At 71.3% G+C, this 17100-nt stretch carries 18 protein-coding genes; 12 read left to right on the top strand and 6 right to left on the bottom strand.

The annotated features are described in order from the left end of the window. Nucleotides 1-38: 38 nt before the first annotated feature. Nucleotides 39-1013 carry a hypothetical protein gene (locus VMN58_02670; GenBank protein ID HUF32098.1) on the bottom strand — a complete coding sequence of 325 codons (975 nt, stop codon included), beginning with the start codon at nt 1011-1013 and terminating at the stop codon, nt 39-41. A gap of 23 nt (nt 1014-1036) precedes the next feature. On the opposite strand from VMN58_02670, the gene VMN58_02665 reads away from it, so the two are divergent. The 3 genes from VMN58_02665 to VMN58_02655 are packed head-to-tail and all read left to right on the top strand — an operon-like array spanning nt 1037 to nt 3143. After that, the gene (locus VMN58_02665; protein ID HUF32097.1) at nt 1037-2599 is read left to right on the top strand and encodes a 2Fe-2S iron-sulfur cluster-binding protein; all 1563 of its coding nucleotides are present in this window, start codon (nt 1037-1039) and stop codon (nt 2597-2599) included. A gap of 9 nt (nt 2600-2608) precedes the next feature. After that, nucleotides 2609-2980 (top strand): RidA family protein, encoded by a 372-nt coding sequence (locus VMN58_02660; GenBank protein HUF32096.1) that lies wholly within the window; start codon nt 2609-2611, stop codon nt 2978-2980. A 4-nt stretch (nt 2981-2984) separates the two neighbouring features. Further along, nucleotides 2985-3143, top strand: a complete 159-nt coding sequence (locus VMN58_02655) for a hypothetical protein (protein HUF32095.1) — start codon at nt 2985-2987, stop codon at nt 3141-3143. A gap of 148 nt (nt 3144-3291) precedes the next feature. Here VMN58_02655 and VMN58_02650 read toward each other — a convergent pair whose 3' ends face one another. Continuing rightward, on the bottom strand, nt 3292-3972 hold the full coding sequence (locus VMN58_02650; protein ID HUF32094.1) for a response regulator transcription factor: 681 nt from the start codon (nt 3970-3972) through the stop codon (nt 3292-3294). Between the two features lie 12 nt (nt 3973-3984). After that, nucleotides 3985-5310, bottom strand: a complete 1326-nt coding sequence (locus VMN58_02645) for a glutamine synthetase family protein (protein ID HUF32093.1) — start codon at nt 5308-5310, stop codon at nt 3985-3987. A gap of 168 nt (nt 5311-5478) precedes the next feature. Between VMN58_02645 and glnII the strand changes: the two genes are divergently transcribed. The 4 genes from glnII to VMN58_02625 all read left to right on the top strand — a co-directional run bounded on the left by glnII (nt 5479) and on the right by VMN58_02625 (nt 8832). Beyond that, complete coding sequence (gene glnII / locus VMN58_02640) at nt 5479-6477, top strand: glutamine synthetase (GenBank protein HUF32092.1); 999 nt, start codon at nt 5479-5481, stop codon at nt 6475-6477. 99 nt (nt 6478-6576) lie between these two features. Beyond that, nucleotides 6577-8001, top strand: a complete 1425-nt coding sequence (gene glnA / locus VMN58_02635; protein HUF32091.1) for a type I glutamate--ammonia ligase — start codon at nt 6577-6579, stop codon at nt 7999-8001. 139 nt (nt 8002-8140) lie between these two features. Next, complete coding sequence (locus VMN58_02630) at nt 8141-8317, top strand: hypothetical protein (protein HUF32090.1); 177 nt, start codon at nt 8141-8143, stop codon at nt 8315-8317. Beyond that, on the top strand, nt 8314-8832 hold the full coding sequence (locus VMN58_02625) for a type II toxin-antitoxin system VapC family toxin (protein ID HUF32089.1): 519 nt from the start codon (nt 8314-8316) through the stop codon (nt 8830-8832). Before VMN58_02630 ends, VMN58_02625 begins: the two co-directional genes overlap by 4 nt. 370 nt (nt 8833-9202) lie before the next feature. On the opposite strand, the gene VMN58_02620 is transcribed toward VMN58_02625, so the two are convergent. After that, nucleotides 9203-9757 carry a cupredoxin domain-containing protein gene (locus VMN58_02620; protein HUF32088.1) on the bottom strand — a complete coding sequence of 185 codons (555 nt, stop codon included), beginning with the start codon at nt 9755-9757 and terminating at the stop codon, nt 9203-9205. Between the two features lie 258 nt (nt 9758-10015). On the opposite strand from VMN58_02620, the gene VMN58_02615 reads away from it, so the two are divergent. Further along, entirely contained in the window at nt 10016-10903 is an 888-nt protein-coding gene (locus VMN58_02615; protein ID HUF32087.1) for a hypothetical protein, read from the top strand. Between the two features lie 18 nt (nt 10904-10921). On the opposite strand, the gene VMN58_02610 is transcribed toward VMN58_02615, so the two are convergent. Beyond that, nucleotides 10922-12190 (bottom strand): nucleotide sugar dehydrogenase, encoded by a 1269-nt coding sequence (locus VMN58_02610; GenBank protein ID HUF32086.1) that lies wholly within the window; start codon nt 12188-12190, stop codon nt 10922-10924. Between the two features lie 41 nt (nt 12191-12231). On the opposite strand from VMN58_02610, the gene VMN58_02605 reads away from it, so the two are divergent. After that, nucleotides 12232-13176, top strand: coding sequence for an NAD-dependent epimerase/dehydratase family protein (locus VMN58_02605; GenBank protein ID HUF32085.1), 945 nt, complete (start codon nt 12232-12234; stop codon nt 13174-13176). Nucleotides 13177-13212: 36 nt separating this feature from the next. Next, nucleotides 13213-15033, top strand: a complete 1821-nt coding sequence (locus VMN58_02600) for an ABC transporter ATP-binding protein (protein HUF32084.1) — start codon at nt 13213-13215, stop codon at nt 15031-15033. Here VMN58_02600 and VMN58_02595 read toward each other — a convergent pair. Continuing rightward, entirely contained in the window at nt 14997-16145 is a 1149-nt protein-coding gene (locus tag VMN58_02595) for a nucleotidyltransferase family protein (GenBank protein HUF32083.1), read from the bottom strand. The genes VMN58_02600 and VMN58_02595 overlap by 37 nt on opposite strands. Before the next feature lie 42 nt (nt 16146-16187). Between VMN58_02595 and VMN58_02590 the strand changes: the two genes are divergently transcribed. Both VMN58_02590 and VMN58_02585 read left to right on the top strand, forming a co-directional pair. After that, the gene (locus VMN58_02590) at nt 16188-16484 is read left to right on the top strand and encodes a PqqD family protein (protein HUF32082.1); all 297 of its coding nucleotides are present in this window, start codon (nt 16188-16190) and stop codon (nt 16482-16484) included. Next, entirely contained in the window at nt 16481-16906 is a 426-nt protein-coding gene (locus VMN58_02585; GenBank protein HUF32081.1) for a lasso peptide biosynthesis B2 protein, read from the top strand. Before VMN58_02590 ends, VMN58_02585 begins: the two co-directional genes overlap by 4 nt. The last annotated feature ends 194 nt before the right edge of the window (nt 16907-17100 follow it).

Genomic DNA, 17100 nt, shown 5'->3' with positions numbered 1-17100 from the left:
CGGACGGTACTGTTACGGGCGGTAACACGTCAACCCCGTCAGGAGGTGAGCGCGCGCAGGCTCTGCTCGAGCTCGGTGGAGTCGAAGGTGTAGTCGAGGCGGTCGACGACGGTGCCGTCGGGTCGGGCCAGGAACAGCACCGGCTCGAAGGGGAGTCCGTAGGCGCGCACCACGTCGGTGTAGGTGGTGGCGGTGGTGTCGGTGAACACCTCGGCGTGGATCATCGCCACCCGGTCGGCGTACGCCTCGTGCCGGCTCACGACGAGGTCGAGCACCGGGCCGCAGATCGCCGTCTGGCAGAACGCCGGCGTGGAGACGAGCAGCACGATGGACCGGTCACCGCCGATGACGTCGCGGAGGCTCTCGGCATGGAGCGGGCAGGGCGGGTCGGCGGTGCAGATGGGATCGACGCCCCGGGGGTTGGACCGCGTGGGGGTCTCTATGGCGACCAGGGGGTCGCCGGGGCGGGGCACGGCAGGGAGCTCGCCGGGCGGCATGGCGTTGACCACGGTCTCGGCCAGCGTGCCCTCGGCGTCGGCCACGATCCGCCATGCGCCGGTGGCGGTCAGGGTGGTCCGCAGCGGGAAGTACGGGCGGGGGATGCCCCGGTCGTGTCGCTCGATGGTGACGGCCTCGCCGAGCTCGCCGTCGGCGGGCCCCACCCGCACCGAGATCGACCGCGGCGGGTCGCTCAGCAACGCCCCTTCGGCGTCGGCGAGGGCGAGTGGGAGCCGGATCTCGTGTCCGACGGGCTGCTGCGCAAGGAAGACGCGCGCCAGGATCAGGCCGCCCTCGGCGCCCGTCTCCTCTGGTGCCTCCGCGTCGACCGGCTCACCTTCGCTGGTGGTGGTGACGGCGTCAGCCTCGGTGGTGTCCTCGTCGGTCGTCCCGCCGCCGCACGCGGCGAGGGCGAGGGTGCCGGCGCCGGCCAGTAGGAGGTGTCGGCGGGTCAGCGTGGGCCCGTCCCCGTCCGGCCCGACTCGGTCGGGGACGTCACCGCGGTCGAAGGCCACGGCGACAAACCTATCGTGGGCCCGTGGCCATCGGCATCGAGGTGAACGGCCGGGCCGTGGAGGTCGCCGACGACGGTGCCTCGTTGCTCGACGTCCTTCGGGATCGCCTCGGCGAGCGCTCGGTGAAGGACGGGTGCAGCCCGCAGGGGCAGTGCGGCTGCTGCACCGTGCTGGTCGACGGGTCGCCGAGGGTGGCGTGCGTGACGCCGGTTCGGCGCGTGGCCGGTCGTCGCATCACCACCCTCGACGGGTTGCCCGAGGTCGAGCGGCGCTCGTGGGCCGAGGCCTTCGTGGCCACCGGCGCCAGCCAGTGCGGGTTCTGCACCCCCGGGATCATCGTCCGCCTGGCGGCGCTGGCCGCCCGAACCGGTGCCGGCGCCGACGCCCCCGCGGTGGAGCGGGCACTCGCCGCCCACCTGTGCCGGTGCACCGGGTGGCGGACGATCCTGGAGGCCTGGGACGCCCGCGCTGCCGGGGTCGCGGGAACCGGGGGCCGCGATCTCGTGGCTGCTGCCGTCCGGGCGGGGATCGAGGGTGGCGCCCCCCAGGACGTCGGGCCCGAGGTGGCGCTGGGCGGTGGCGGCTTCGCCGACGACACCGCGCCTGACGGGTGCCTGGTGGCTGTGCCCGGCGTCGGGGGCGGTTGGGCCGTCGGCGAGTCGCTCGCCGAGGCGCGCCTGGCGGCGGGCAAGGTGCAGGGGCGCCGTTCCCCCATCGACCTCGTCCATCCGCTGGAGGTGCCTGCGGGCGACTGGGCTGCCACGCTTCGGACCACCTGGGTGGAGCCGGCCTACCTCGAGGTCGATGCATCGTGGTGCGAGCCGGGCGGGGCGCCGGCGAGCCCGCTGGCCAACGGTGGCGCCTTCGGGGGGAAGGCGGCGTCGGTGGCGCCGGAGGCCGCCGCCCGCCTCGCCGCGGAGCACGGGCGGGCGGTGCGGGTCGTGCTGTCGCGCGAGGACACCGTCCGCCTCGGGGACAAGCGACCACCGATGGCGCTGGGCGTCCGGGCGGACGGATCGGGCGCGGTGCGGGTCGTGCGCACCCCTGGTGTCGCCGCCGCCCTGGCCGAGGCGGCCCCGGGCTGGACGGTCGAGGAGGTCGACGTCGCCGGCCCGCCAACCTCCACGGCCCTGCGGGCAGTGGGGTGGGCCGAGGTGGCGGTCCTGCGTGCCGGGCTGGCGGGGGAGCGCGACGTGACCGTCGTCGCCCCGAGCGGGGCCCGGGCGACGGCGCGGGTGGCCGACGACGGCGACGTCCACGTGCAGGTGGACGCCGGCGCCGTGCTCGACGAGGTGGTGCTGCGCTCCTACTGCGTCGGCGCCGCCCACATGGCGCTCGGGTGGGCCCGGTCGGAGGGCATCGCCGTCGACGTCGACGGGGTGGTCCACGACCTGACGATCCGATCGTTCGGCGTGCTGCGGGCGTCCGAGACACCGCCCATCCACGTCGAGGTCGTCGCCGGCGACGGGCCCCCGGTGAACGGGTCCGACGCCGTCTTCGCCGCGGTGGCGGGCGCCGAGTGGGTCCGCCAGGGCTGTCCCGGTGCGTGGCCCCACGTCGGGACCGGCGGCGTCCGGGGCGCGTAGGTTGTGGCCATGGCCCCGCCCGTCGGTCCCTACACCCCCATCGTCCGTGCCGGTGACTGGCTCATCGTGTCCGGCCAGGTCGGCCTGGCCGACGGCAAGCTCACCGGCGGTGGCACCGCCGGCCAGCTGCGCCAGGCGATCGCCAACCTCGAGGGCCTGCTCGTCTCAGAGGGGGCGTCGCTCGCCGACGTGGTCAAGACCACGGTCTTCCTGCGCCACATGAACGACTACTCGCTCATGAACGAGACCTACACCGAGGCCTTCGGCGACCACCGGCCGGCCCGCTCGGCCATCGGAGTGGCCGAGCTGCCCGTCGGCGCTCTCGTCGAGATCGAGGCCTGGGCCTGGGTGGGCGACGGGTCTACGTCTGGGGCAGACTGATCCCGTGCTCGCCGGGATCATCATCGCCGTCGTCCTGATCGTCGCCATCCCCATGGCCGTCGTCATGAGCGGTGCCGCGGGGGCCGCCCTCCTCGGGTTCTTCCTCGTCGACGACGCCGAGCGCCGCCACAAGGGAAGCGAGCTCATCGACCTAAACAAGTAGGAGCCTCGGCCGAAGGCCAACGGGCCCCGAGAAAGCGCCTCGGGCGAAGGCCGAGACCGCAGAACGGCCATGGAACGGGTGGCGTCGACGGAAGGGCCCCGCCCGGAGCTTGCGGAGGGTGGGAGGGTTCCGTCGACGACGGGCCCCGTTACATCCCCCAGCGGGCTTCACCGAAGCGGTAGCCGACCGAGCGGACGGTGGAGATCAGGTGGGCCTCCTCCTCGCCGAGCTTGGCGCGCAGTCGCCGCACGTGGACGTCCACGGTGCGGGCGCCGCCGTAGTAGTCGTAGCCCCACACCCGGCTGAGCAGGGTCTCGCGGGTGAACACCCGGCCCGGGTGCTGGGCGAGGAACTTGAGCAGCTCGTACTCCATGTAGGTCAGGTCGAGGGGCCGGCCGGAGATGGCGGCCTGGTAGGTCTCGAGGTTGAGGGCGAGGGCGCCGTATTCGATGAGGTCGGGACGGGTCTGGCGGCCGGCGCGCCAGAAGAGGTGCTTGAGGCGAGCCTCGAGCTCGGCCTGGCGTACGGGGGCGAGGCAGAAGTCGTCGAAGAGGTCGTCGCGCAGCTCGAGCTCGCCGAGCTGGGCGCCGGTCACGAGCAGCAGCAGCGGCTCGAACGGCTCATCGCGCTTGCGCAGGTTGCGGCACAGGGCGAAGGCGCCCTCGGGGTCGACGTCGGCACAGACCAGCGCCCCGGCCCACCCGCTCTCCGGCTCGAGCTCGACGGCCGCGCCGGCGTCGGCGACGGCCTTCCACGGGTGGCCACCGAGGTCGAGGGCCTGAGCCACCTCGGGGGGCGCCGGGTCGGGGAAGAGCAGGATCGGTTCCATCGAGTCTCCCGATCAGAGGCGAGGCAGGTAGCGGTCGATCTCGAACTGGCTGACCTGGGTCTTGTAGTCGAGCCACTCCGCCCGCTTGTTGCGGATGAAGAACTCGAAGACGTGCTCGCCGAGGGTCTCGGCGACGAGCTCCGAGCGCTCCATGGCCTCGATGGCCTCGTGGAGGTTGCCGGGCAGCGGTTCGATGCCCTCGGCGAGGAGCTCCTCGGGGGTGAGGGCGTAGAGGTTGGTCCCGGCCTCGGGCGGCAGCTCGTAGCGCTCCTCGATGCCCTTGAGCCCGGCGGCGAGCACCAGGGAGAAGGCGAGGTAGGGGTTGCAGGCGGGGTCGGGCGACCGGAACTCGATGCGGGTCGACTCCGCCTTGCCGCGCTTGGAGTGGGGCACGTTGACGATCACCGAGCGGTTGTTGCGAGCCCACGAGACGTAGACCGGCGCCTCGAAGCCGACCACCAGGCGCTTGTAGGAGTTCACCCACTGGTTGGTGACCGCGGTGATCTCCGGGGCGTGGTGCAACAGCCCGGCGATGAACCCCTTTGCCACCTTGGAGAGGCCGTGCTCGTCGCCGGGGTCGTGGAAGGCGTTGGAGTCGCCCTCGAAGAGCGAGAAGTGCGTGTGCATCCCGGACCCCTGCATCCCGGCGATGGGCTTGGGCATGAACGTGGCGTACACACCGGCCTTCTGGGCCAGCTCCTTGACGACCAGGCGCACGCTCATCACCGTGTCGGCCATCGTGAGGCCGTCGGTGTGGCGGAGGTCGATCTCGTGCTGGCTGGGGCTGTCCTCGTGCTGGGCGTACTCGACCGGGATGCCCATCTCCTCGATGGTCAGCACCGTCTCCTTGCGGAGGCGGCTGGTGATGTCCGAGGCGGTGAGCTCGAAGTACGAGCCCCGGTCGAGCGGCTCGGGGTCGTCGTCGGCCGCGAAGTAGAAGTACTCGATCTCCGGGGCGGCGTAGAAGGAGAACCCCTGCTCGCGCGCCTTCTCGAGGGTGCGGCGCAACACGTTGCGGGGGTCGCCCTGGAACGGTGAGCCGTCGAGGTTGATGATGTCGCACACCACCCGCGCCACCGGGTCCTCGTCGGTCCCGTAGGGCAGGATCTGGAACGTCTTGGGGTCGGGCTTGGCGAGGACGTCGCTCTCCTGCACCCGGCTGAAGCCGTCGATGGCGGAGCCGTCGAAGGTCATGCCCTCGTCCAGGGCGTTCTCGAGCTCGGCCGGGGTGATGGAGAACGCTTTGGGCGTGCCGAGCACGTCGGTGAACCAGAGCTGGACGTAGCGCACCCCTCGCTCCTCGACGGTCCGCATGACGTAGTCCTGCTGGCGTTCCACGGGTCCTCCGGGCTGCATCGGGACAGGGGCCCCATCATCGCGCCGCGCCGCCCTGGCGCCCCTGTCGCCAGGCGCTGTTCACGAGCCGTTCACAAACGTGCAACGGCCGAGAAACCCAGGCCTAGAAGGCTCTCAGCCGTCCCTCGACGCCTCTCGCAAAGGAACCCCGTGCCCCACAAGGCTGAGTACATCTGGATCGACGGCACCGAGCCCACGGCCAAGCTCCGGTCCAAGACCAAGATCGTCGACGACGTGACCGACCTGCCGATCTGGGGCTTCGACGGCTCGAGCACCAACCAGGCGCCGGGCAAGGCCTCCGACTGCGTCCTCCGGCCCGTCTTCACCTGCCCCGACCCCATCCGTGGCGGCGACAACGTTCTGGTGATGTGCGAGGTGCTCCTCACCGACATGACCCCCCACGCGACCAACACGCGGGCCGCCCTGGTGGAGGTGGCCGAGCGCTACGCCGACCAGGAGCCGCTCTTCGGCATCGAGCAGGAGTACACCCTCCTGAAGGACGGGCGCCCGCTCGGCTGGCCGAGCAACGGCTACCCCGGCCCCCAGGGCCCGTACTACTGCGGCGTCGGCTCCGACGAGATCTGGGGTCGAGAGCTGGTCGAGGAGCACACCGACGCCTGCCTGGCCGCCGGGCTCGCCCTCTCGGGCACCAACGCCGAGGTGATGATGGGCCAGTGGGAGTTCCAGATCGGCCCCGTCGGCCCCCTTGAGGTCGCCGACCAGATGTGGGTCGCCCGCTGGCTGCTCTACCGCCTCGGCGAGGACCACGACATCGCCGCCACCCTCGACCCCAAGCCGATCCCCGGCGACTGGAACGGCGCCGGTGCCCACACCAACTTCTCCACCAAGGCCATGCGGGAGTCGTACGAGCCGATCATCACCGCCGCCGAGGCGCTCGGGAAGAAGGCGCGCGAGCACATCGAGCAGTACGGCGAGGGCGTCGACAAGCGCCTGACCGGCCTCCACGAGACCGCCCCCTGGACCGAGTTCAGCTACGGCGTGTCCGATCGGGGCGCATCGGTGCGCATCCCGTGGCAGGTCGAGAAGGACGGCAAGGGCTACATCGAGGACCGTCGCCCCAACGCCAACGTCGACCCCTACGTGGTGACCCGCCTCATCACCGACACCTGCTGCAGCGCTCTGGCGTAGCGATGCCCCACACGGGTCCTCTCGGTGCCTGCCCCTCGGGTCGGGCGCCGGAGGCCCCTAAGGTGTGCGCGCCCCGAACATCCCCCGGAGGAGAGCGCTGTGGAGCAACGTACGCCGGACGAGGTCCTGGCCCTGGTGCGCGACGAGGAGGTCGAGTTCGTCGACCTCCGGTTCTGCGACCTTCCCGGTGTCATGCAGCACGTCTCGATCCCCGCCTCCCAGCTGAGTGAGACCCAGTTCGAGGACGGGCACGGCTTCGACGGCTCGTCCGTGCGGGGCTTCCAGGAGATCCAGGAGTCCGACATGGTCCTGGTGGCGGACCCGAACACCGCCTACCTCGACCCGTTCCGGGCCCGCAAGACGCTGATCCTGCACTGCTTCGTTGCCGACCCGGTCACGGGCGAGAGCTACACGCGCGACCCGCGCTACGTGGCATCCAAGGCGGAGTCGTACCTGTACTCCACCGGCGTCGCCGACACCGCCTACTTCGGCCCCGAGCCCGAGTTCTTCGTCTTCGACGACGTGCGCTTCGAGACCAAGGGCAACTCGGCGTTCTACATGGTCGACTCCATCGAGGGCCAGTGGAACACCGGCAAGGACGAGGGCCCGAACCTCTCCTACAAGCCCCGCACCAAGCAGGGCTACTTCCCGGCGCCGCCGATGGACCACTACCAGGACCTGCGCTCGGAGATGGCAGCCACCCTCCACCAGGTGGGCATCCCCACCGAGCTGCACCACCACGAGGTGGCCAGCGGCGGCCAGGGCGAGATCGGCATCCGCTTCGACACCCTGCTCAACATGGGCGACAAGCTCATGACCTTCAAGTACGTGTGCAAGAACGTGGCGTGGGCGGCCGGCAAGTCACTCACCTTCATGCCCAAGCCGATCTTCCAGGACAACGGTTCGGGCATGCACACCCACCAGTCGCTCTGGAAGGGCGGCGAGCCGCTCTTCTTCGCCGAGACCGGCTACGCCGGGCTCTCCGACATCGCCCGCTGGTACATCGGGGGCCTGCTGTCGCACGCCCACGCCCTGATCGCCTTCACCAACCCGACCACCAACAGCTTCAAGCGGCTGGTGCCGGGCTACGAGGCGCCGGTCAACCTCGTCTACAGCCAGCGCAACCGCTCGGCGTCGTGCCGGATCCCCCTCGGCCAGAAGAGCCCCAAGGCCAAGCGTGTCGAGTTCCGCTGCCCCGACTCCACTGCCAACCCGTACCTGGCGTTCTCGGCCATGCTCATGGCCGGCATCGACGGGATCCAGAACCGCATCGAGCCGCCCGACCCGGTCGACAAGGACCTCTACGACCTGCCGCCCGAGGAGCTCGCCGAGGTCCCGCAGGTCCCCGGCTCGCTCGAGGAGGCGCTCGACGCCCTCGAGGCCGACAACGACTTCCTGAAGGCCGGCGGCGTCTTCACCGACGACATCATCGACACCTGGGTCCAGTACAAGCGGATCAACGAGGTCGACGCCCTGCGACTCCGCCCTCACCCCTACGAGTTCACCCTCTACTACGACATCTGAGCCGGAAGGACGCTGACCAGGGGTTTCGCGGGTCTTGAGGCCGCTCGTTCCGTCTGTGTTCCGTGGGAGCGGTGGTCGGGGACGGTGCCGAGTGGGCAATGACGGGCGATCCGCGTGATGGGCGTCGTAGGATTTGCCTATGGCGCGCCGCCTCGAGGATCTGTCTGACGACCCGGTGCTCGTCGTCATCGACGAGCACGAGCCGGTAGGGACGTTCGACGATTGGCTCGCGCTCCTCGACGGGGACGAGCCCACCGACGTCGACGCCAACGCCGCGGAGATCCTCAGGGACATCCGCGAACACGGCGAGCGTTGACCGACATCGTCCTCGATGCTTCGGCTGGCGTCGAGCTCGCGCTCCGCACGCCAGTGGGCCGTCAGCTCCGCCGCCGGTTACCGACAGGCGCCACAACATGGGTGCCGGAGCACTACTACGCCGAAGCCACGGCGGTGCTTCGCCGCGAAGAGCTCAGCGGTCGACTCGCGCCGAGACGTGTTCAGGCGGCGCTCGACCGGCTGCTCGCCGTCCCTGCGCACAGGTTCGCGGTCAAGCCGCTCATGCCTGAGGCCTGGCGGCTGAGGCACAACCTGACGATCGCGGACGCCCTGTACGTGGTCGTCGCACAACATCTCGGCGCAGAGCTCGTCACCACCGACCTGAGGCTGGCGAACGCACCCGGGCTGCCGGTGGCGACGAGAGAGGGCGTCGAGTTCCTCGAAGGCGAGATCTCCACGTCGCTCTCCGTTCCGAACTGGTGGGTGAGAGACGGTGACGGCTCCGATGGAGGCACCCTCGTAGGCCCGTTCTCACCGGCCGGATGCTGCCCATAAGGAAGGGGCATTCCCCCGGGGAGCGGTGCAGCGACGCGCCCAAACCAGAGATCGCAGGGTGTTAGCCCGGACAGTCGCGCCGACCTCTTCTGCCAACTCACGCCGAACTGCGTCGGCCGGTGCCTCGTCGTGCCCTCGACCGCCGCCAGGGAACTCCGCAACAACCGCCGACGGCCCACGTTCCACTGCCATGAGGGATCTTGCCGTCATCGCGCCGGCATACAGCACCGACTCCTCCGCCCACAGCTCGGCCATCACGATGATCAGCGTGCCGCAACCAGCGCATCTCGGTGCCGTTTGGCAGCAGCTGGTGGCCAGTCGTCATCCCCAACACCTTTCCCGGCTGCCGTCGTCTCTCGCCGACTGGTCGTCAGGTGACGGTGAGCGAAGACCTCATGCCGGCCTCCCAGTGACCCGGGAGATGGCAGCCAAGCAGCAGCTCGCCCGGCTCGTCGAAGGTGACTTCGAGCGTGCCCGACTCGCCCGGTGCCAGGGTGATGCTGGGTATCTCACCGTCTCCTTCGCCGTGGTGATGGTCGCCGTGGCCGCCGCTGGCCAGCTCCTCTTGTTGGCGGGCAGTGGCGATCATCGCTTCGTGCTCGACCTTGCCGGTGTTCGTGAAGACGAAGCGCACCGGCTCGCCGGCCCGGACCATGAGCTCGGAAGGTTCGTAGCCGAAGTCCTGCATCTCGACTTCGACGACGGTCATCTCGTCAGCGCCCTCGCTGGCGGTGTCGGGGGAGGAGGTATTCGTGGTGGTGTCCGAGCCGGAGCCATCGTCGACGGTCGTGGCGGTCGTCGTGGTCGGGGTGTCCTCGGAGGTGGCGGTCCCGGTCTGGGCGACGTCGGTGCTGTCGGAGCCACAGGCCCCCAGCACGAGGACAAGGACTCCGACGAGGATGAAACGGCGGAGAAGCGAGCGCATATTCCACATGATCGGTGCTCAACACGCGGATCGGGAACGGGCATGTGTCACACATCGGAGGGCCATAGGTCCCAACTCACGGCGTACTGGATTCAACAGTCGCCGGAGAACGCTCCCCTTCGCGCGCGGCACATCGCGAGAACGGACGCGCAGGTCGACGGCTCGGGCTCATCGGCCCTGGTCACGAAACCGCCGGTTCTGACCTACGACATCTGAGAACGGGGTTGCATGCCTCGGGTGCGGCTACGTTTCGCGGCCGTGTCACTGCCCCGCGATGCGGCACCAGAGGCTGCTGGACCCCTCGGCGGGTACGGGCTGCTCGGTGCGGACGTCCGGGCCGGCGCCCTCGGGGAGCCACCAGGAGACCCGCTCGTCGACGAGCGGGACTCGGAGCGGCTCGTGCGCCTGGTGGCCGACCGGCGTACCGCCCAGCTCGACGTGGCCGGCCGGCTCGGCTTCCAGGTGGACGACGGCTCGAGAGTGGTGGTCGCCGCCGCCCCCGGGACCGACGATGCCGAGGTCGCCATGTGGCTGCACGGGACGGTGGCCGCCCTCGTGCTCGGCCAGCAGGGGCGCACCGCTCTCCACGCCAGCACCGTGGCCGTCGGAGAGGGGGCTGTTGCCATCGCCGGGCGTCGGGACGCAGGGAAGTCGACCACCGCCCTCGAGCTCCGACGCCGGGGCCACCGGCTGGTGACCGACGACGTGAGCCCCGTCGACCCCGTGGCCGGGGGGCGGCCAATGGTGGTCCCCTTCGGGCGGGCCCTGCACGTGTGGCCCGAGACCGCCGAGCGCCTCGGCGTCGATGTCGGCGACGCGCCGCCGGTGGCGGCGGCCAGCGCCAAGCTGTCGGTGCCGGTCACCACCGAAGAGGGCGCAGAGCTGACCCACGTGGTCGTCCTCGACCCCGCCGCCGGCGTGGCCGAGGTGGGGTCCATCCGGGTCACCGGTGCCGAGGCGGTGACCATGGTGGGTGCCAACGCCTACCGGGTTGAGGTGATCAGCCGGCTGTGGCCGGCCGAGCTGTTCCGCTGGACCACCTGGCTGCCCACCGTGGTGGCTGTTCACGTGGTCCGCCGCCCCGAGGAGGGCTGGTCGGTGACCGAGGTGGTCAACACCATCGAGACCCTGGTGGCGGGGGGATAGGGGGTCGGGGTTGGGCGGTCAGAGGTGCTCGACGTTGTCGCTGGCGGGAAGCCGCCGTCGGCAGTCGAGCACGTAGGTGGCATTGGTGATGACCGTCTGATAGTCGAAGTCGTCGTGGTCGACGAGGAGCACCACGGCGTCGGCGGCACCGACTTCCTCGGCGGTGGCCTCGACCCGTCGAACGCCTGGGGGAGCGTGGACCTCGAGCACGTGGGGGTCGGCTGCTCGCAGGTCGGCGCCGAGGGCGTGGAGCTGTCGGGCGATGTCGTGGGAGGGGGATTCACGGGCGTCGCCGGTGTTCTTCTTGTACGACAGGCCGAGGAGGAGGATGCGGCTGCCGTTGACGGCCTTCTGCTGGCGGTTGAGGGCGACGGTGAGGCGCCGCACCACGTAGTCGGGCATGTGGTCGTTGATGTCGTTGGCCAGCTCGACGAAGCGGAACGACTGACCGAGGGTGCGCTTGACCTGCCAGGAGAGGTAGGAGGGGTCGATGGGCAGGCAGTGGCCGCCGACGCCGGGGCCGGGGGTGAAGCGCATGTAGCCGAAGGGCTTGGTGCTGGCGGCGTCGATGGCGGCCCACACGTCGATGCCGAGGTCGCCGGCGAACATGGCGAGTTCGTTGACCAGGGCGATGTTGACGTGGCGGAAGGTGTTCTCCAGCAGCTTGGTGAGCTCGGCCTCCTTGGGGGAGGAGACCGCCACCGTCGTCTCCACCAGCTGGTCAAAGAAGCCCTGCACCTTGGCTAGCGACGCGGCGTCGATGCCGGAGACCACCTTGGGGGTGTTCTCGAAGGTCCAGGTGGGGTTGCCGGGGTCGATGCGTTCGGGGCTGTAGCCGAGGTGGAAGTCCCGACCGGCGATGAGGCCCGATGCCTTCTCGAGGAGGGGCGCCACCAAGTCCTCGGTGGTGCCCGGATACGTCGTCGACTCGAGGATGACGGTGGCGCCGGCGGTGAGGAGCCGTCCAACTACCCGGCTGGCTTCCTCGATGTAGCTGAGGTCGGGGGTGCCCTCGGCCAGGGGCGTTGGGACGGAGATGACGGCGTAGTCGAACCCGGCGCAGGTCTCGATGGTGTCGGTGGGGGTGTAGCGGCCGGTGGCCAGCGCGGCGGCAAGGCGCTCGTTGGGGATGTCTTCGACGAACGACTCACCGGCGGCGAGCTGCTTGATCTTGTTGGCATCGACATCGAAGCCGACCACGTCGAAGCCAGCGTCGACGGCCCGCATGGCGACGGGCAAACCCACGTAGCCCTGGGCGACGACGATCACCTTGTCTGGCTTGGTCATGTCAGCGGGCTCCTCGGGTCGTTCCGGTTATGGTCGCCGCCGTGCCTGAGCTGAGCAAGGTCGTCGTGACGGGTGGTGCGGGCTTCATCGGCGCCAACCTGTGCCGTGCGTTCGCCACCGACGACCGCTTCGGGGAGGTGGTCGCCTACGACAACCTCTCGACCGGCAACCCCGCCAACCTCGACGGGTTCGAGGTGCAGCTGGTGGAGGCCGATATCCTCGACGCCGCCGCGCTCGACGACGCGGTGGGCGGGGCGAGCGCGGTGGTGCACCTTGCGGCCCGGCCCAGTGTGTCTCGCTCGATCGCCGACCCCATGGCGAGCCACGAAGCCAACGCTACGGGCACCATGCAGGTGCTGGAGGCGGTGCGCCGGGCCGGCGGGCCGCACCTGATCGTGGCGTCGTCGTCGTCGGTCTACGGGGCCAACCCCACGCTGCCCAAGACCGAAGACCTCCTCACCGCCCCGCTCTCCCCTTACGCCGCCTCCAAGCTGGCCACCGAGGCCTACGCCCTGGCCCACGGCCATTCGTTCGGGCTCGACGTGCTGGCCTTCCGGTTCTTCAACGTGTTCGGTCCGCTGCAGCCCGCCGGCCACGCCTACGCCGCAGTGGTCCCGGCGTTCGTGGCCGCCGCGTTGGCGGGCGAGGCGCTGCCGGTGCACGGCGACGGCCGCCAGACGCGCGACTTCACCTACATCGGATCGCTGGTGGACGTGATGACCGACGCCCTCCTGCGCCGTGTCGCCAGCTCCACACCGGTGAACCTGGCCTTTGGCGGCCGGTTCACGCTGTTGGAGGCCATCGAGGTGCTGGAGGGCATCCTCGGCCATCCCCTCGAGCGCCGGCACGAAGCGCCCCGCTCCGGCGACGTGCGCGACTCGCAGGCCGACCAGACCCGCCTACGTTCCCTGGTGCCCGACGTGGAGCCGGTGCCCTTCGAGGAGGGGCTCCGCCACACCGTCGACTGGTTCAGCTCCCTGAGCTGAGCTGAGCTCACGTTTGCTCCTCGATCGGGCCGCCGCGTGGAACACCACCTCGGGCCGGCGCTCCAGGAAGACCTGGGAGATGCGCTCGTGATCGAGCAGAGTGGCGGGATCGGACACCGCATCTCCCGCTCCTGGCACGACCTGACCTACGGCGCCCGCCACCCGGGGCGGCGCGTGGCGGCGCTGGCGGGGCTCGGCGTGGTCGCCGGACTGGGCGAATCGGCGGTGGTCGTCCTCGTCGTCCGCCTGGCCGCCGGGGGGACCGGCCTCGACAGCCTGCCGGGCGCCGACGCCCTGCCGAGCGGGACGGTGGTGCTCGGTGGCCTGGCCCTCGGGGTGCTGGCCGTGCTGGCCGCCGCTCACCTGGCCTCGGCGGTGCTGACGGCGCGGGTGGGAGCCGAGGCCGAGCACCACGTGCGCCTCGAGCTGCTCGACACCTACCTGGCCGCGCCGTGGGCCGCCCAGTCGGCCGATCGGCTCGGCCAGCTCCAGGACCTGGTGCTGCGCAACGCCAGCCTGGTGGGCCACGGGGCGCAGCAGGCCGCCACCGCGGTGGCCGCCGGGGTCAACCTCGTGGTGGTCGTGGTCGCCGCGGCCGCCATCAGCGTGTGGTCGACCGCCGGCGTGGTCGTCATCGCCGCCCTCGCCGTCGGCGTGGCCCGCCCCTTCCGGTCCCGCACCCAGCGGGTCGCCCACCGGGCGGCGTCGACCACCGCCATGCTGGCCGCCGAGGTGGCCGAGACCGCGCAGCTGGCGAGGGAGGTCGCCGTGTTCGGTGGGCGCGACGCCGCCCGCGCCCGCGTGGCCGACCTCGTCGCCGTCGCCGCCCACCAGATCGAAGCGGTGCGCACGTCGGCAACGGCCGTCCCCGCCCTCACCCGCGACGTGACCGTGGCCGTCCTGGTCGTCGGGCTGGTCGTGGTGGTGGGCACCGTCGACGTCCCCCTCACCGTGCTCGGCGCCACCGTGGTCCTGCTGCTGCGGGCGCTCTCCCATGCCCAGACCATCGCCGGGGTGAGCCACCGCCTCGCGGAGCGCACCTCCAACCTGGAGCGGATCCGGCGCCAGCTCGCGGCCTGGCGCACGCTGCGGCCCGCGGTGCGGGGGTCGCTGCCGGTCGACGATGTCGGCGAGGTGGTGCTCGAAGGCGTCGGCTACACCTACCCGGGAGCCAGCCGGCCGGCGCTGCGGGAGGTCGACCTTCGCATCGGCCGCCACGAGCAGGTCGGGATCATCGGCCGCACCGGGGCGGGCAAGACCACCCTCGCCGGCCTGCTCCTCGGCGTCCTCGAAGCCGGCACCGGCCGCCTCGAGGTCGACGGGGTGCCCCTCGGCGACCTCAACCCAGTGTCGTGGCGGCGCCTCACGGCGTGGGTGCCCCAGGACCCCCAGCTGCTCACCGGCACCATCGCCGAGAACATCCGCTTCCTCCGCCACGAGCTGGACGACGCTGCTGTGCTCGACGCCGCCGAGCACGCCGGCCTGACGCCCGAGCTGGCGGCGTGGCCCGACGGCATCGGCCACCACGCCGGCCCTGGGGGCTCGTCGTTGTCGGGGGGGCAGCGCCAGCGGGTGGCGCTGGCCCGGGCCCTGGCCGGCAGCCCTCGCCTCCTGGTGCTCGACGAGCCGACCAGCGCCCTCGACGCCCACACCGAAGCTGCCGTGCGCCAGGCGCTCGCAGCGCTGCGAGCGACCACCACGGTGGTGGTGATCGCCCACCGGCTCTCCACCCTCGACGCCTGCGACCGGGTGGTCGTCCTCGACGAAGGGGCGCTCGTGGCTTCGGGCCCGGCCGCCGAGCTGGCCCAGACGAGCGCCTACTACCGGGAGGTGGTGGCCCTCTCCACCATCCGCTGAGCCCACCCGGGAACCCTCCGGAACGGGAGCAGGAGCGAGCTCGCTCCGGTGTCGAGCAGACGCAAAGGAAAAGCGCTGCCGACGACACCGGCCCGGTAGCGGAGTCCCCGCCGCATCCGTAGCGCATGGAATCGGCGGTCGAGCCGACCCTCCTCCCCCCGGAGGCACGTCGACCACATCAACGTGGTGAGCCGGGCAGCCCTCCGGCGCTCGCTGGAGCTCAGGCCCACGACCCTCTGAACCCGTCGTGGAGCCAGCCGGGCGGCCATGGCCCGTGATCCCTCGACGGTGACCGCCAGGCCGAGGCGGTGCGCGAGGGCACACGTCGCCACCCACGACGCCGCGTCCACGTCAGTGAGCAGGCGCGTCACGTCGACCAGCCACTTCATCCGCATGAAGTGGTGCTTGGCGGCGTGGACGGTGACGAACAAGCGCTCGTGCTCGTCACCGAGGATCGCCACGTCGGCACCGGCCACCGCCATGCTGGTGCGCGCGGCCCATGCCTCGTCGAACGGCAGGGGCAGCAGCTCGTGCTTGGTGAGTCGCCAGTGGATCTCCACCGGCTGCCGACCCGGTGCGCTGAAGACCAGCTGGTTGTTCATGGTCAGGACCAATCGCCGACAGGGGTCGGCGAGCGGAGAGGCGGCCGGTCCGACGCTCGTGTGGTACCCGAGGTCTCGCATGACGCCGTCGGCGGCTGCCAGGTCGGCGGTATCGACCAGGAGGTCGATGTCACCGCAATGGCGGCCGGCGAGGTTACCGGTGGTGCGCAGGGCGAGCGGGATGCCCTTGAGGGTCAGGACCCGGATGCCGGCAGCATCGAGTGCCGCGACCAGCTCGACGAGCTGGCGGCTCGCGGCGAGGGCCACGGTCGTGTTGCGTCGCTGCTTGGCCTCGAGCCAGGCCTCGTCGCTCGCCGTGAGGCCGAGCCGGTCGCGCCACGGTGCCAGCACGGGGCCGACGCGGTGCGCCTCGACCGCGTCTTGCAGGGAGATGCCGGCTGGCCACGACGCGCCCGCGGCTGGCTCGTCTCTCTCCCAGGCCAGGCAGGCCCGGAGGACTCGAGCGAGCGCGGCGCCACCGGTGGGGTCCTGCGCCGCCGGGCCGGTCATCGCCTCAACGTAGCGGGGGTGTCGTCACGTAGCCTGGGGGCCGTGGGAGCCATCGCCTCGTCGAGCCGGCCGGTCCGCCGCCCAGCGGTGCTCGACGCCGTCGTCGACGACGAGGTGGTGATCCTCGGCGAGGCCGACGGCGCCTACCACGGGCTCGACCCGGTCGGAGCCCGAGTGTGGCAGCTGCTCGACGGCGAGCGCACCGTGGAACAGATCTGCGAGCAGCTGGTCGGCGAGTTCGACGTGACGACCGAGGCGTGCCTGCGCGACGTGACCACCTTCCTCGACGACCTCGCCGCCAACGACCTGATCGAGGTCGCTCCCGGGGCTCGTCGGTGAGCCGTCGGCGGCTCGCGCACCGGGCCGCCGTGGTGGAGGCGGCCGTGCTGCTCACCGTGGCCAAGGTGGCGGTGGCAGTGGTGCCGTTCCGCCTGCTGCGCCGGGTGCTGGGCCAGCACTCGCCGGCGGGCGACGAGACGTTCGGCCCGCTCCCGCCGGCGGCCTGGCGGTGCGGCAGGGCCGTCGAGGCCGCGGCGCGGCGGCTGCCCTTCGCCACCGCGTGCCTGCCGCGGGCGATCGCCGGCCAGCTCATGCTGCGCCGCCGCGGCCTCGCCGGCACCGTGGTGTTCGGGCTGGCCCGCCAGGACGGCGCCCTGCTCAACCACGCCTGGCTCGAGCACGAGGGAGCAGCGGTCCTCGGCCACCAGCACGACGTCGCCTACGCGCGGACGGTCGAGCTACGAGCGGGCGGGTTGCGATGAGGGTTGGTGAGGGGGCTAACTATGAGAGTTCAATAACCCGCCGTCCGTCCCAGTTCCTATATTCGCTGCGGCATCAGCCAGCTCGCCCAGGGTTCGCCGCTCAGGCGGCGACCACGTCCGCCGCTCGGCTGCACCGCTGCTGTCCTGCTCGTACGGCTTGATCGTCACCACCATCTCCGTCGTTGGCCTGCGCC

The sequence above is a fragment of the Acidimicrobiales bacterium genome (assembly GCA_035512495.1).
GTDB lineage: Bacteria > Actinomycetota > Acidimicrobiia > Acidimicrobiales > CADCSY01 > DATKDW01.
The sequence above is the reverse complement of the archived record's forward strand: the minus strand, read 5'-3'. Positions and strand labels throughout refer to the sequence as shown.

What these genes read in the sequence shown, in the direction of transcription:
- VMN58_02660 (HUF32096.1), top strand. Translation starts at nt 2,609, where the DNA reads ATGGCCCCGCCCGTCGGTCCCTACACCCCCATCGTCCGTGCCGGTGAC.
- VMN58_02650 (HUF32094.1), bottom strand. Translation starts at nt 3,972, where the DNA reads ATGGAACCGATCCTGCTCTTCCCCGACCCGGCGCCCCCCGAGGTGGCT.
- VMN58_02630 (HUF32090.1), top strand. Translation starts at nt 8,141, where the DNA reads ATGGCGCGCCGCCTCGAGGATCTGTCTGACGACCCGGTGCTCGTCGTC.
- VMN58_02620 (HUF32088.1), bottom strand. Translation starts at nt 9,757, where the DNA reads ATGCGCTCGCTTCTCCGCCGTTTCATCCTCGTCGGAGTCCTTGTCCTC.
- VMN58_02610 (HUF32086.1), bottom strand. Translation starts at nt 12,190, where the DNA reads ATGACCAAGCCAGACAAGGTGATCGTCGTCGCCCAGGGCTACGTGGGT.
- VMN58_02595 (HUF32083.1), bottom strand. Translation starts at nt 16,145, where the DNA reads ATGACCGGCCCGGCGGCGCAGGACCCCACCGGTGGCGCCGCGCTCGCT.